The following is a 13,372-nucleotide window of genomic DNA, read 5'->3' as shown; positions in this document are numbered from 1 at the left end:
GTTAAGGTGCGCGACTGTCCACCGTCCATCCCCCATTGGACAGTTTCGTGAATTCTTTCAGCGTGGCGGATCGATGCGGTGCACCAGCTCGGCGATGTCGACGCTGTATTCGCACCAGTCCCGGTCGGGCCGGTAACCCAGCTCCGCGTTGACCTTGAGCATCGCCTCGTTGGCCTGGGCGTTCCAGGTCTGCACCTCGGCCAGCTCCGGCTCGGCGGAGCGCAGCTCCCGCAGCATCCGGGCCTTGATCGCTCGATCGATGCCGTAGCCCCGGTGGTCCTGGGCGACGATCGTGTCGTACTGGTCGGCGCGGGTCGGGTGCTGGGCCGGCACCACCACCTCGGTCAGGCCGGCCACCTCGCCGCTCTGCTCGTGCCGAGCGAGCACGATGTACGGCTTCATGCCCCGCCGGTGGAGGGTGTCCAGGCTGTCCCGCAGCCGCTGCGGGTCGTAGGAGCTGGGGCGCAGCTCGCCGTCGTCGACGTCGCGCACCTCCGCCTTGGCCCGCGCGTACGCCTCGATCAGGTCGTCCGGCGGCCCGCCGGGGAAGAACTCCAGGTGGTAGCCCGCGCCGATGCCGGTGGCCATTCCGGCCAGCTCGGTCCAGTCGACCGTGGAGAGGTCGAGCACGCTGCGGGTCTCCACGTACTCCCGGGTGAAGCCGAGCGCCTCGTAGAAGCCCACCGCCGGCGTGTCGCCGACCACCTCGACCCCGATCGACCGGAAGCCCTCCTGGTAGACCCGGCGGGCAGCGCGCAGCACCAGGTCACGGCCGAGCCCGGCGCGCCGCACGGACGGGTGCACCAGCACTTCGAGCACGCCGATGTCGCCCAGGAGCAGCACGTGGACCTGCCCGAGCACCGCGCCCGGACCGCCGGGGTCGGTCGGATCGGCCTGGGCGATCCAGGAGAGCCGCCGCTCACCGGGCATCACCTCGGCGAGGTATTCCCGCAGGGAGTCCTCCCGCCACGGCGGGTCCTGCGGCAGATCGACCGCCAGAACCGCGTTCAGCGTGTCCAGCAGCGACGCGATCTCGGCGGACGACGCGGTCCTGGGGTCCCACTCGCGCACCATCACCTGTCTAGCTTGCCGCTAACAGCTGCCCGGGGGAAGTGTCCAGTTCTCCAATGTATGCGGACGATCACTTCACGTACGGCTGGCCCGTCCGTATCGGTTTGCGGTGTCGTAGACGTCCTGGGCGTACCGGCGCACGTCGTTGTACGACAGGATCGCGTTCCACCAGTCGGCGGCGATGCTCAGGTTGCGGTTGTTCTTGCACAGGTAGTTTCCCGCCGCCAGGGCCGCGTCGTCCAGATCGTGCGGGTCCTTGACGCCGTCGTTGTCGGCGTCGGCGCCGATCTCCTGCCAGGTGGTCGGGATGAACTGCATCGGCCCGATCGCGCGGTCGAACGAGGTGTCCTGGTCGAGGTTCCCACGATCGGTGTCGATGATCCGCATGCGCCCGTCCCGCCCGTCCAGCGGCAGGCCGATGATCTGCGGAAGCGCCTTGCCGTCCGGCCCCAACCGGGCGCCGTTGGCCGTGCCGTGCCCCGATTCGACCTGGCCGATCGCGGCCAGCGTGGTCCAGCTCAGCGCGCAGCTGCGGTTGGTCTGGGCGAGCACCAGCTCGGCGTAGCCGTACGCCTGCATCGCGGCCGGCGGGACACCGACCTTGGTGCCGACCTGCTGCGCCCAGCCGGCCAGGGCGTCCGAGGGCCGCCCACCGGTCACCGGCCCACCGGCCGGCCCGGTCGGCAGCGCGCCGGTCGGCAGTCCGCCGGTGGGAAGGGGCCCGGTCGGCAGCGGTCCGGTGGGAACTCCGGACGGCAGCACCGGGGGCGGTACGGCCGCGGCCGGCGTGTCGGAGGCGTCGACGGCGACCGGCCGGGGTGCGCGGATGGCCGCCGGGACGAGCAGCGCGCCCGCCGCGGCGGTCGCGGCCACTAGGGCGAGCAGGAAGACCCCGGGCAGGGTGAGCCGACCGCTGGGGCGGCGGGCCCAGGCGCGGGTCGCCCGGGCAGCGGTCGCCGCTGCCTGCCGTGGCGGCAGGCGAAGCGCGTGCGCGAACGGCACCCGTCGCCGCCGGCCCGGATCGATCTTCGGTGCGCTGGCCACGTCGTCCACACTGGCCGGCTTCGGGTCTGCCTCGGCGGCGGGCAGGGGTGTGGTCTTCGCATCGCCAGCCGGCGTCTCGGCGCCCGCCCCGGCCGGCGCGGTCACCGCGTCCGAGTCGACGGCCGGGGGTGCGGCGGTCAGGTCGTCAGCGGGTGCGTCGGCGTTCGTCCCTCCACCGGTGGCGTCGGTCTTCGTCCCTTGACCGGGTGCGTCGGCCTTCGTGCCTCCATCGGGGGCGTCGGTCTTCGGGGCTCCGGCCGTCGGGTTGGGCGCAGCGGGGGCCTTGCCACTCAGCCAGGGCCGGCGGGGGCGGGGCACGGCCCGTGGCACCGGATCCGGCGCGGCCCCCGATCCTTCGAGCGGCCCGTCCAGCGGCGCGGACGGTCGCAACGGTTGCACACGCGTTTTGTCCTCGCCGTCCACCACCCGTCGAGTATCACCCATACCCCGTTGGACGTCAGGTCCCCGTACCCTGGTTGCCATGCCCAGGTACGAGTTCCGCTGCCGCGCCTGCGGCGACACGTTCGAGGTCAACCGTCCAATGGCGTCGGCTGGCGCGCCCGCCACCTGCCCGCAGGGCCACACCGACACGGTCAAGCTGCTCTCCGCGGTCGCGGTCACCGGCCGGGGTGCGGGCGGCGGCGCCGCGGCCGCCACCGGGGGCGGCTGCTGCGGCGGTGCCTGCGGCTGCTGATCCAACCAATTCGCGGCCGTCTGGTCGGCCGCCCTTGCCGGGAACGGGTCCGAGTGGCACTTTGAGGCGGCACGTGCCCGGCCGTTCTCACGATGTGTGACCGCTCGGACTCAGGCAGCATGAACCCGACGTCACGGGCGGAGGTTCCACGCATGTCGCCACGGATCCAGCTCCCGAGCGGTTGGGTGACCTTCGTGTTCACCGACATCGAGGGCTCGACCCGGCTGGCCCAGCTGCTCGGCCCGGACTACCGCCCGGTGCTCGCCGAACACCGACGGCTGCTACGCCGGACGCTGGCCAGCACCGGTGGCGCCGAGCTGCTGACCGAGGGCGACTCGTTCTTCCTGGCCTTCGACGACGCCGCGGCGGCGTTGACCGCCTGCCTGACCGCCCAGCGCGCGCTGGCCAGCCACGACTGGCCCACGGAGGAAGCGGCGCCGCGGGTGCGGATGGGCCTGCACACCGGTTACGCCGAGCCGCGCGACGGGGAGTACGCCAGCCCCGAGGTGCACCGGGCGGCCCGGGTGGCCGCCGCCGCGCACGGCGGGCAGGTGCTCTGTTCGGCGTCCACCGCCCGCCGGGCGGAACCGCTGCCACCCGGTGCCACCCTGCTCGACCTGGGCCTGCACCGGCTGCGTGGCTTCGACGACCGGGAACGACTGTTCCAGCTGGTCGCGCCCGGGCTGGAACGGCAGTTCCCCCGGCCCCGCACGGCCGACGCGGTGGCGCACAACCTGCCGACCCAGGTGACCTCGTTCGTCGGCCGGCAGGCCGAGCGGGCCGAGCTGGGCCGGCTGGTCGAGGAGCACCGGCTGGTCACCGTGCTGGGCGCGGGTGGGGCGGGCAAGACCCGGCTCGCCGTGGAGCTGGCCAGCGGGGTGGTCGAGGCGTACCCGGACGGGGTCTGGTTCGTCGACGTCGCCGTGGTGACCGACCCGGGGTTGGTGGCGTTCGCCATCGCCGCGGTGCTCGGGCTGCGACCCGAGCCGGGCCGGCCGATACTGGACACCCTTGTCGAGTACGCGGCCGGCCGTCGGATGCTGGTCGTGCTGGACACCTGCGACACGCAGCCGGCCGCCTGCGCGGAAGTCATTTCCCGCCTGCTCTCCGGCGGGGGCGGTGTGCGGGTGCTGGCCACCAGCCGCGAGTCGTTCAGCCTGCCCGGCGAAGTGGTCTGGCGGATCCCGCCGCTCTCGGTCGATCCGAGCGCGGAGGGCGCGGAGAGCGACGCGGTGGCGCTGTTGCTGGACCGTACGGCGGCCGCACGCGGTGGGCGGCAGCCGGATCCGGCCGAGTCGGCCGATCTGGGCCGGGTGGTGCAGCGGCTGGACGGTCTGCCGCTGGCCATCGAGCTGGCCGCCGCCCGGTTGCGGGTGCTCTCCGTCGGTCAGCTCGCCGAGCGGCTGGACGACGTGCTCGGCACGCTGGACGCCGGCCGGGAGGACCCGGAGCCGCCGCCGGTGGAGCGGGGATGGTCGGGGAACCAGCAGGACACCGTGGACCTGGTGGCCGCGGCGGCCGGCGCGTCGCCGCCCACCCCGGCGAGCAGGGCGGTGCAGCGCTCGGCCACCAAGCGGCACCTGACCATGCAGGCCACCGTCACCTGGTCGTACCGCACGTTGGGGCCGCGGGCCGCCCGGCTGCTGCGCTGGCTGGCGGTCTTCGCCGGGCCGGTGGACCTGGCGACGGTGGAGTGGCTGCTGGGCGACGACCCGTTGGATCCGCTCTCGGTGCTGGTGGACAAGTCGATGGTGCTGGCCGAGCCGCGTGCCGCCGGCAGCACGTACCGGATGCTCGACCCGATCCGGGCGTACGCCGCGCGGCGGCTGGCCGAGGCGGGCGAGGAGCAGGCCGCCCGGGACCGGCACGTGGCCTGGTCGGCGCACGCGCTGGAGCGGGCACACCTGGGCCCGGACGGTCGGCCGGTGACGCTGTCGCTCTACGCCCTCGACCCGCTGGCCGGGGAGCTTCGGGCCGCGTTGCGCTGGTGCACCACCGGCGGCAGCGCGCGCGCCGGCCTCCGCCTGGCCGGCGGCCTGGACCAGTGGTGGCGTGAGCGTGGGCTGGCCCGGGAGGGGCGGCTCTGGCTGTTCCGGCTGTACGGGCGGATCGCCGAGACCGGAGAGCAGATCCCGGAGGCCGAGCTGGCGGCGGCGTACCACATGCACTCGCTGCACGCCGGCGGGGACGGCGAGTTCGCCGAGGAGCTGCGCTTCTCCCAGCGGGCGGAGGCGGCCGCCCGGCAGGCCGGTGACGCCGGTCTGCTGGCCCGGGTGCTCGCCGGGCGGGCCGCGCCGCTGGTCGACATGGGACAGTGCGTCGAGGCGGAGCGGGTGTGCCGGGAGGTCATCGACTGGGCGCACGGTCAGGACGTGGTCGGCGAGGCGTTGTTCGCGGTGTTCAGCCTGGCCGAGCTGCTGTGGCGGAGGGGCGCGCTGGAGGAGGCGGCGGATCTGCTGGGTGCGGTCCGTCCGGTGGAGGCGGCCCGGCCGGTGGAGCGGGGCCGGCGCTCGGTCGACATGCTGCTCGGTATGGTCGCGCTGGCCCGGGGCGACGTGATCGCGGCGCACGAGCACCTGCTGGTGGCGCTGCGCTCCCGGATGGGCCACGGCTACCACGGCCTGGCGTGCGAGACGCTGAACGCGATCGCGGTGCGCTGCGCGGCCGGCGGGGACCAGTTGACCGCCGCTCGGCTGTTCGGGGCGGCGCAGGCGACGCGGGCCAGCATGCGGTCCACGCCGGGCATCTACGGCGGCTACTGGGACGACCAGCAGGCGGAGCTGCGTGGGGTGCTGGGTGACGCGGCCTTCGACGACGCGTACGGAGAGGGCGCCGAGCTGGGGTTGGACGAGGCGGCGGCGCTGGCGCTCGACGTGGAGCATCCGGACCTGGCGGCGGATTCGACCCGGTTCAGCACCGGGCTGTCCCAGCCGGCGCCGCGTCGTCCCGCCGAACCCGACCGGTACCCGGCCACGCGGACCGAACGCGCCTGACCCCACCCTCCAGCGTTGTTGATCAAGAGGTTTGCGTCAGGAAGCGGGCTTCCGATGACCGAAACCTCTTGATCAACGCGGCCAGGAGGCGGGGTGGGGTGGGTGGGTTTAGCGGGCGGCGGCGCGGCGCTCGGCGTCGGCCTTCATCCGGGCGGCACGGTCGATGTCGGCCTGCTGCACGGCCGCCACCGAACCGAAGATGCTGACCGCCTGGTAGTAGGTCCAGGCCAGGCTGTAGCAGGCGGGCCGGACGACCGCGTTGTACGTGGCGCAGACCCGCTTGAGGTCCTCGTAGAAGGCGCTGTCCAGCCGGGACTTGTTGGCGGAGAACTGACCGACCGACTTGTAGTTGCGGTAGCCGAAGTCGTGTCGGTAGCAGCCCAGGTTGAAGGTGAACCCGAGCGGGTTGTCGGGGCTCGACGAGCAGTAGTCGGTGGACCAGTTGAAGTTGTACTCGGCCCAGGGTGCCCGGTTGACCCGGGCGTTGTTCCAGGAGTTGTAGCTGCTCGCGCTGGTCTGGGTCCAGCTGGAGAGCACCGAGAGTCGCTGTGCGGGGGTGACGGCGGCGGCGGGGGAGGCGACGGCGAGGGTGGCGAGCAGCGCGAGCGCGCCCGAGGCGAGCAGGGTGGCGAGACGTCGGGACACGGGTTACCTCCGCGGGGGTGAGCGGGCGGGGCGGTAAGTTACCGGCGGGTTACCGGATGTCGATCAGTGTCGATCAACTGATCAACTCATCGGTATGTGTCTCGCGAACTATTGGTGACATACGTTGAAACAGACGAATGCCCCGGGTGCTCGATGGCACCCGGGGCACTCGGCGAGGGCCGTACGGTCAGCGCAGAACGAAGGCCGGCGGGCTCGCCGGGCTCTCGTTGGCCGACCGGTCCAGCGCGGTCACCTGGTAGGTGTACCGCCGGCCGGGCTCGGCCGACGTGTCCACCCAGGACTGCGCCCCACCGGCCGTGGCGCGGACGGTGTCGACCAGGTGCGATGCGTCCGCGATGCCGCACCGACCGGGCAGCGTGGTGCCGTCGAACCGGTAGATCGCGTACGAGGTGGCAGTGCCGAACGGCCCGGCGCCGTCGGCGGGCTGACGCCAGGTCAGCCGCACTCCGTCGGCGTTCCGGGTGGCCTTGGTGACCACCGGGAAGAGCAGCGGCTTGGACGGCAGGTGCGGCATGGCCGGCACCAGCGCCGGGCGGGAGTAGTGCTCGGCGGCGTAGATGTCGGTGGCGCCGAGCCGGTTGGCCCGCACCTGTACGGCGGAGAAGTGCACGTTGCCCTGCACCTCCGGGTACGCCTGGTTGAGCGTCAGGTGGTCGGACAGTTCCTGCGGGTTCTGCCAGAACGGCCCGTACGCCGCGTCGCCGCTCTTGTAGTCGGCCTGGCCGATGTAGAGCTGGACGCGGGTCCCGCGCACCGTCTCGGCCCACCACGGCACCAGCCGGGCGTAGTCGGCCGCCGGGTACTGGCCGATGTACCAGTAGAGCTGCGGCACCACGTAGTCGATCCACTCCTGCTTGACCCACTTACGGGTGTCGGCGGAGATGATGTCGTACGACTGGCTGCCGGTGGTGTCCGAGCCGAGCGGGTCGGCGGCCTTGTTGCGCCAGATGCCGAACGGGCTGACTCCGAACTTCACCCACGGCTTCACCGCCTTGATCTTGCCGTTCATCTCCTGGATCAGCAGGTTGATGTTGTCCCGCCGCCAGTCGGCCCGGTCGGTGAAGCCCCGGTTGTACGCCGCGAAGGTGGCGTCGTCCGGCACCTGGTGGGTACCGCTGGGGTAGGGGTAGAAGTAGTCGTCGAAGTGCACGCCGTCGATGTCGTACCGGCTGACCGCGTCCATCATCGCGGTCTGCACGAACTCGCGGACCTCGGGGATGCCGGGGTTGTAGTAGAGCCGGCTGCCGGCCACGCCGGCCGGCGGGTAGGCGAAGGTCCAGTCCGGGTGCTGCCGGGCCGGGTGGCCGGGGGCGAGCAGATTGATGTCCGCGCCGGCGCCACCGGGGGCCGGCATGGAGACGCGGTACGGGTTGAACCAGGCGTGGAACTCCAGGTTGCGCTTGTGCGCCTCGTCGACCAGGAACGCCAGCGGGTCCCAGCCCGGGTCCTGCCCGCGTACGCCGGTCAGGTACTCCGACCAGGGCTCGTACGGGGAGGGCCACAGCGCGTCGGCGGTCGGGCGGACCTGCACCACGACCGCGTTGTGGTTCAGCCGCTCGGCGAGGTCGAGCAGGCCGCGATACTCGGCCTGCTGGGCGGCGACCCGGTCCGGGTCGGTCTGAGATGCCTTGCTGGGCCAGTCGATGTTGACGACCGACGAGATCCACATCGCCCGGAACTGCCGCTTCGGGGTGGCCGGGTCGGTGCTGCAGGCGGCGGTGGTGGCGGTGCCGGCCGCGGCGGGCGCGGCGCTCGCGGGGGTGGCGGTGACGAGCGTGCCGAGCAGGGCTGCGACCAGCCCGGCGGCTCCGAGCCGAGTTGCCTTCATGCGGTGTGTCCCTTCGTTGGGGCTCCCGGGTGTTCAGCGCGGCACTCCCGGCAAGATTCGCCGCTGGCTATCTGCCGCTGGAAGGAAATTTTCACACTCGGGTCGTTATCGCAAGGGTTCGCACGCGCTCGATTCGCCCGCCGGGCATCGGGTCGTTCCGCGCCGTTGCTCATCGTGGCGGAGGTCGCACTCGGTGTGAAGGATGGTTGCCGCGGTTGACAGCTCCCGTGGGTGGGTAGCAACGCCGGTCACCGGCCGCCACGGTGGTGGTCGCACGGTGGGAGGAGTGAGCACGACGGCCGGCCTGGGTTGAAGAGGCGGCTCGGCGCGGTCGACCTCACCGGCTTCGGCATCGGCATCGTGATCGGCACCGGGGCTGGTCCCGCCGTCGATCGCGGCGGTGCACCCGCGCTGGGGCACCCCGTACCGGATCTCGGCGATCATGACGGTCACGGTCGCGCTGCTGGCCGGCTTCCTGCCGCTCTCCGCCCTGGCCGACCTGGTCAGCATCGGCGCGCTGTGCGCGTTCGTGCTGGTCTCGGTCGCGGTGCCGATCCTGCGCCGCAAGCGTCCGGACCTGGAACGGCCGTTCCGGGTGCCGTTCTCCCCGGTGCTGCCGATCGTCTCCGCGCTGGCCTGCTTCTACCTGATGCTCAACCTGTCGGTGGAGACCTGGCTGCGGTTCCTGGCCTGGATGCTGCTCGGCGGGCTGATCTACTTCGGCTACGGCTACCGCCGCAACCGGCTGGCCCGGCACGAGCCCGCCGTCGCCCCGGCCCCCCGCGAGCCGGCCGCCGACAGCTGAGCCCGAACGTGCGCAGGGGCCCCTCGCGATCGCGAGGGGCCCCTCCTCGCGTACGTGTCAGGGACGGGGCTGGGGTTCGCCCGTCGGGCCCTTGAGGACCGGCTTGCCGTCGACCCAGGTCACCTCGTCCAGCCAGGTCTGGCGGCCGGGGTCGACGCTGCCCTCCTGGCCAGGCGGCCAGGCGTGGTACAGCAGCCAGGTCCGACCGTCCTTGACCACCATCGAGGCGTGCCCGGGGCCGGAGGCGGCTTCGCTGGTCTTCAGGATCGGGTTCTCGGCGGCCTTCACGCACGGACCGGTCGGGCTCTCGCAGATTGCGTAGCCCTCGGCGTACTCGGCCCGGTCGTAGGCGTTCGCGGCGAAGAAGAGCAGCAGCCGACCGTCCTGGCGCTGGAAGAACGGCCCCTCGATCAGGGTGCCCTCCCACGGCTCGGTCTGCTTGAGCAGCTTCGTCGGCTCACCGACCAGCGTCAGGCCGTCCTCGGCGAGGCGCTGCGACCACAACCAGGTGTCCACCCCGATCGCGTTGCCGTCGTTCTTCCACAGCAGCCAGAGGCTGCCGTCGGTGTCCCGGAACGGGCTGGCGTCGATCGCTCCGCCCAGCTCCGCCTGGCAGATCAGCGGGCCGGCCGAGTCGTCCCGGTACGGGCCCTGCGGCGCGCTGGCCACCGCCCGCCCGACGCACTGCCGCCCGGACTCCCGACCGGCGACGGTGTAGTAGAGCAGGAACTTCTCCGGTGCCAGCTGGATCGCCTCCGGCGCCCAGGTCTTGCCGGCGTCCGCCCAGTCCGGCAGGGCCGGCAGGGCGTCCCCGGCTTCGGTCCAGTCGACCAGGTCCGTGGAGGTCAGCACCGGGACGTTGCGGCCTCCGGAGTTGGTGTGGAACAGGTACCAGGTGTCGCCCACCTGGATCGCCTGCGGGTCCGGAGCGTCCGTGCTGATGACGGGGTTGGTGAACATCCTGGAGCCGCCTCCGTTGCTGTTGTCGATGGATTCGTCGCCGTCGGAACAGCCCGTGACGAGCAGCGCGGCGGCGAGGGTGATCGCCGCCGCGCCGCGTCGCCGGGTGGTTGCCCGGGTCATCCCTTCAGACCGCTGCGGGAGACGCCCTGGATGATGTGCCGCTGGGCCAGCACGAAGAGGATCAGCACCGGCAGGCTGGCCAGCACCGCACCCGCCATGATCACCGGATAGTCGGTGACGTACGACCCCTGGAGCAGGCCCAGGCCCGGCGGCAGGGTGAGCTTCTCCGGGCTGAACAGCACGAAGATCGGCCAGAGGAAGTCGTTCCAGTTGGTGAGGAACGACAGGACGGCCAGGGTGGCCAGCGCCGGCTTGGACAACGGCAGCACCACCCGGAAGAAGATCTGCCACTGGTTGGCGCCGTCCAGCGTGGCGGCCTCCTCCAGCTCGTTGGGGAGCGAGAGGAAGAACTGCCGCAGGAAGAACACCCCGAACGCGCTGGCCGCGCCCGGCACCACCACCACGGCGAGGGTGTCGATCCAGTTGAGCTGGTCGACGATCAGGAAGTTCGGGATGAGCAGCGACGTCGGCGGGATGAACAGCGTCCCGACGATCAGCGCGAAGGTCACCCCGCGCCCCCGGAACCGCAGCCGTGCCAGCGAGTACGCGGCCATCGAGGCGGTCACCAGCACCAGCAGCGAGTGCAGCGTGGCGACCAGCATGCTGTTGAGGAACCAGCGCAGGACCGGGTTGGCCGTGTTGTTCAAGATCTGCTCGTAGCCGTAGCCGGCGAGCGGATTCGGTAGCCAGCTCGGCGGGATCTGCTGGGCGGCGGTGTAGGTCTTCAGAGAGGTGATGACCATCCACACCAGCGGGGTCAGGAAGATCAGGGCCAGCGCCACGAGGGTGGCGTAGAGCACGATCCGGCTCGCGGCCGCGGAACCGCGGCTGGTCCGCGTGGGCGTCGTCATGGCGGTCCCCTCAGTCTTCCTTGTAGCGGAAGAGGCGGAAGTTGGCGATGCTCACGACCGCCAGCATCAGGGCGAACACGATGCTCATCGCGGCCGCGCGGCCGGCGTCGTTGTCCCGCAGGCCCTCCTCGACGATGAACCAGACCACCGTCCGGGTCTCCGTGCCGGGCGCCCCCTGGGTGATCAGGAACGACTGGCCGAACATGTTCGCCGAGGCGAGCACGGTCGTGGTGATCACGAAGAGCAGCACCGGGCGCAACCCGGGCAGGGTGACGTTGCGGAACCGCTGCCAGGCGCTGGCGCCGTCCATTCGGGCAGCCTCGTACAGCTCCGGCGAGATGTCCTGCAGACCGGCCAGGTAGATCACCGCGTTGAAGCCGGAGGTCCACCAGACCGTGACACCAACCAGCGAGATCCACGCCCACGGCATGTTGGTAACCCAGGGGGTGTCCGCGGGCAGCCCGACGGCGCCGGCGAGCCGGTTGACCAGGCCCAGGTTGGCATCGAGCAGGAACCGCCAGAGCAGGCCGACCACCGCCACACCCAGCACGTACGGCGCGAAGTAGATCGCCCGGAAGAAGGTCCGACCCGGGAAGGAACGGTTCAGCAGCAGCGCCAGCCCGAGCGGTACGACCACCAGCAGCGGCACCGACAGCACCGTGAAGATCGCGGTGGCCCGGACGCTCTCCCACCAGTCGCCGTAGATGGCGGAATCGCTGGAGAACAGGTCCTTGTAGTTGTCCAACCCGATGAACGGCCGGTTGGGCAGCTGGAAGTCCCACTGGTGCACGCTGAGCCAGAGGCCGAGGACGATCGGCAGCAGGCCGAAGACCCCGAACAGGACCAGGTAGGGGGCGAGGAACAGATATGGCGTCGCCCGTCCGGTCCGGCCCGCCGAGGCGCCCCGGCGGGCTGCGTTGGCCGCCGGGGGCGGCGCGTCACCGCGCGCCGCCCCGACCTCGATCACGTCCGCCACGAGCTATCAGCTCCCGTACTTCTTGCGGTTGTCCTCGAGCTGCCTGTTGGCCTTCGCGACCCCGTCGTCCAGCGCCTGCTTGGGCGACTTCTTGCCCAGCGCGGCCTCGTTGAACGAGTTGTAGAAGGTCGTCATGACCTCGCCCAGGCTCGGGGCCGCCGGCGGGAAGGCCGCGTACTCCAGCTCGGGGGCGAGCGACGAGATCTCCGGCAGCGCCTTGAACTCGGCGCCCTCGCGGACCGCCTTACGGGCCGGCACCTGGCCGCCCTTCGCCCAGTCCAGCGAGTGCTCGCTCAGCCAGTTGATGAAGACCTTCGAGCCGGAGACCTTGTTGGCGTCGTTGGCCCGCTGCTTCACGATCGTGAAGTTGTGCGAGTTGGCCCAGGCCGCAGGCTTGCTGCCGATCTGGGGCAGCGGGGCGACACCCCACTGCACCTCCGGGCTCTTCTTCAGATCGTTGATCTGCCAGATGCCGTTCCAGGTGAAGGCGTTCTTGCCGCTCTTGAACGCCAGGTAGTCGGCGTCCTGGCCGACGTTGGCTGGCGAGTAGCCCTGCCTGATCATGTCGACCAGCCAGGTGCAGGCCTCGACGGCCGGGTCGGAGTTGAAGGTGGCCTTGGCCACGTCGGCGTCGAAGAGCGTGGCGCCCCACTGGTTGAGCAGCGAGTAGAAGGTCATGCCGCCGGTGAACTGGAACGGGCTGACCCAGAAGCCCTGCACGCCGGCCTTCTTCAGCTCGGCCAGCGCTGCGACGTACTCGTCCTTGGTCGTCGGCGGCTTGTTCGGGTCCAGGCCGGCCTTCTGCATGACGGTCTTGTTGTAGTAGAAGCCCAGCGGGTGCATGTCCAGCGGGATGCCGTACCGCTTGTTGTTGTAGAGCCCGCCCTTCCACACCGTGGGGGCGAAGTCGCCCTCGGCGAGCTCCAGGTTCTTGGCCACGTCGTCCAGCTCGGTGATCACGCCACGGGCGGCGAAGGTGGCGAGCTGGTCCATGTGCATGACCGCGATGTCCGGGCCGTTGCCGCTGGAGGCCGCGCCGGGGAGCTTGTTGTAGTAGTCCTCCCACTGGTACGTGGCCACCGACACGGCGATGTTCTTGTGCTCGGTGTTGAACTGGTTCACCAGCGCCTTGAAGATGTCGCCGTCGCCGCCGGTGAAGCCGTTCCACAGCTTCAGGTCGACCTTGGGGCCGGTGTACTCCTTGCCGCCGTTGCCGGCGGCCGGACCGGAGCTGCTGTCACCGTCGCCGCCGCAGCCGGCGAGGGTCAGCGAGGCAGCGGCACCGAGTCCGAGACCGAGGCCGAGCAGGCGACGCCGACTCATGTCGTTCTGGATCATGCTGGTTCTCTCCTTGAGGGGGA

At 71.4% G+C, this 13,372-nt stretch carries 11 protein-coding genes; 3 read left to right on the top strand and 8 right to left on the bottom strand.

The features are described 5' to 3' along the window. Positions 1–57: 57 nt before the first annotated feature. Positions 58–1,074: a GNAT family N-acetyltransferase gene (locus ACWD6N_RS17605; protein ID WP_354963672.1), complete on the bottom strand. Its 1,017-nt coding sequence runs from the start codon at positions 1,072–1,074 to the stop codon at positions 58–60. A gap of 72 nt (positions 1,075–1,146) precedes the next feature. Further along, entirely contained in the window at positions 1,147–2,541 is a 1,395-nt protein-coding gene (locus tag ACWD6N_RS17600; protein ID WP_354963635.1) for a lytic transglycosylase domain-containing protein, read from the bottom strand. Between the two features lie 55 nt (positions 2,542–2,596). On the opposite strand from ACWD6N_RS17600, the gene ACWD6N_RS17595 reads away from it, so the two are divergent. Together ACWD6N_RS17595 and ACWD6N_RS17590 are read left to right on the top strand one after the other, a co-directional pair. Continuing rightward, positions 2,597–2,809 (top strand): FmdB family zinc ribbon protein, encoded by a 213-nt coding sequence (locus ACWD6N_RS17595; RefSeq protein WP_354963636.1) that lies wholly within the window; start codon positions 2,597–2,599, stop codon positions 2,807–2,809. 152 nt (positions 2,810–2,961) lie between these two features. After that, positions 2,962–5,802, top strand: coding sequence for an ATP-binding protein (locus tag ACWD6N_RS17590; protein WP_387324487.1), 2,841 nt, complete (start codon positions 2,962–2,964; stop codon positions 5,800–5,802). Between the two features lie 108 nt (positions 5,803–5,910). Here the strand turns inward: ACWD6N_RS17590 and ACWD6N_RS17585 are convergent, their stop codons facing one another. Both ACWD6N_RS17585 and ACWD6N_RS17580 read right to left on the bottom strand, forming a co-directional pair. After that, entirely contained in the window at positions 5,911–6,447 is a 537-nt protein-coding gene (locus ACWD6N_RS17585) for a phospholipase (protein ID WP_354963638.1), read from the bottom strand. A gap of 187 nt (positions 6,448–6,634) precedes the next feature. Beyond that, entirely contained in the window at positions 6,635–8,296 is a 1,662-nt protein-coding gene (locus ACWD6N_RS17580) for a glycoside hydrolase family 10 protein (RefSeq protein ID WP_354963639.1), read from the bottom strand. Positions 8,297–8,672: 376 nt separating this feature from the next. Here ACWD6N_RS17580 and ACWD6N_RS17575 point away from each other — a divergent pair, with 376 nt between their 5' ends. Then, positions 8,673–9,101, top strand: a complete 429-nt coding sequence (locus tag ACWD6N_RS17575; protein WP_354963673.1) for an amino acid permease — start codon at positions 8,673–8,675, stop codon at positions 9,099–9,101. Between the two features lie 57 nt (positions 9,102–9,158). Here the strand turns inward: ACWD6N_RS17575 and ACWD6N_RS17570 are convergent, their stop codons facing one another. The 4 genes from ACWD6N_RS17570 to ACWD6N_RS17555 are packed head-to-tail and all read right to left on the bottom strand — an operon-like array spanning position 9,159 to position 13,349. Further along, positions 9,159–10,184, bottom strand: coding sequence for a glycoside hydrolase family 43 protein (locus ACWD6N_RS17570; RefSeq protein ID WP_354963640.1), 1,026 nt, complete (start codon positions 10,182–10,184; stop codon positions 9,159–9,161). Then, entirely contained in the window at positions 10,181–11,035 is an 855-nt protein-coding gene (locus ACWD6N_RS17565; protein WP_354963641.1) for a carbohydrate ABC transporter permease, read from the bottom strand. Before ACWD6N_RS17565 ends, ACWD6N_RS17570 begins: the two co-directional genes overlap by 4 nt. A 10-nt stretch (positions 11,036–11,045) precedes the next feature. Continuing rightward, a complete protein-coding gene (locus ACWD6N_RS17560) occupies positions 11,046–12,011 on the bottom strand; it encodes a carbohydrate ABC transporter permease (protein WP_354963642.1) in 966 nt (321 codons plus the stop codon). Between the two features lie 6 nt (positions 12,012–12,017). Further along, positions 12,018–13,349 carry an ABC transporter substrate-binding protein gene (locus ACWD6N_RS17555; RefSeq protein WP_450004985.1) on the bottom strand — a complete coding sequence of 444 codons (1,332 nt, stop codon included), beginning with the start codon at positions 13,347–13,349 and terminating at the stop codon, positions 12,018–12,020. Positions 13,350–13,372: the final 23 nt, after the last annotated feature.

Source organism: Micromonospora sp. NPDC005163 (assembly GCF_053599835.1).
This window is presented reverse-complemented; position numbering and strand designations above follow the sequence as displayed.

Excerpts from the sequence above, each read along its gene's own strand:
- ACWD6N_RS17590 (WP_387324487.1), top strand. The coding sequence starts at position 2,962 with ATGTCGCCACGGATCCAGCTCCCGAGCGGTTGGGTGACCTTCGTGTTC.
- ACWD6N_RS17580 (WP_354963639.1), bottom strand. The coding sequence starts at position 8,296 with ATGAAGGCAACTCGGCTCGGAGCCGCCGGGCTGGTCGCAGCCCTGCTC.
- ACWD6N_RS17595 (WP_354963636.1), top strand. The coding sequence starts at position 2,597 with ATGCCCAGGTACGAGTTCCGCTGCCGCGCCTGCGGCGACACGTTCGAG.
- ACWD6N_RS17605 (WP_354963672.1), bottom strand. The coding sequence starts at position 1,074 with ATGGTGCGCGAGTGGGACCCCAGGACCGCGTCGTCCGCCGAGATCGCG.
- ACWD6N_RS17555 (WP_450004985.1), bottom strand. The coding sequence starts at position 13,349 with ATGATCCAGAACGACATGAGTCGGCGTCGCCTGCTCGGCCTCGGTCTC.
- ACWD6N_RS17570 (WP_354963640.1), bottom strand. The coding sequence starts at position 10,184 with ATGACCCGGGCAACCACCCGGCGACGCGGCGCGGCGGCGATCACCCTC.
- ACWD6N_RS17565 (WP_354963641.1), bottom strand. The coding sequence starts at position 11,035 with ATGACGACGCCCACGCGGACCAGCCGCGGTTCCGCGGCCGCGAGCCGG.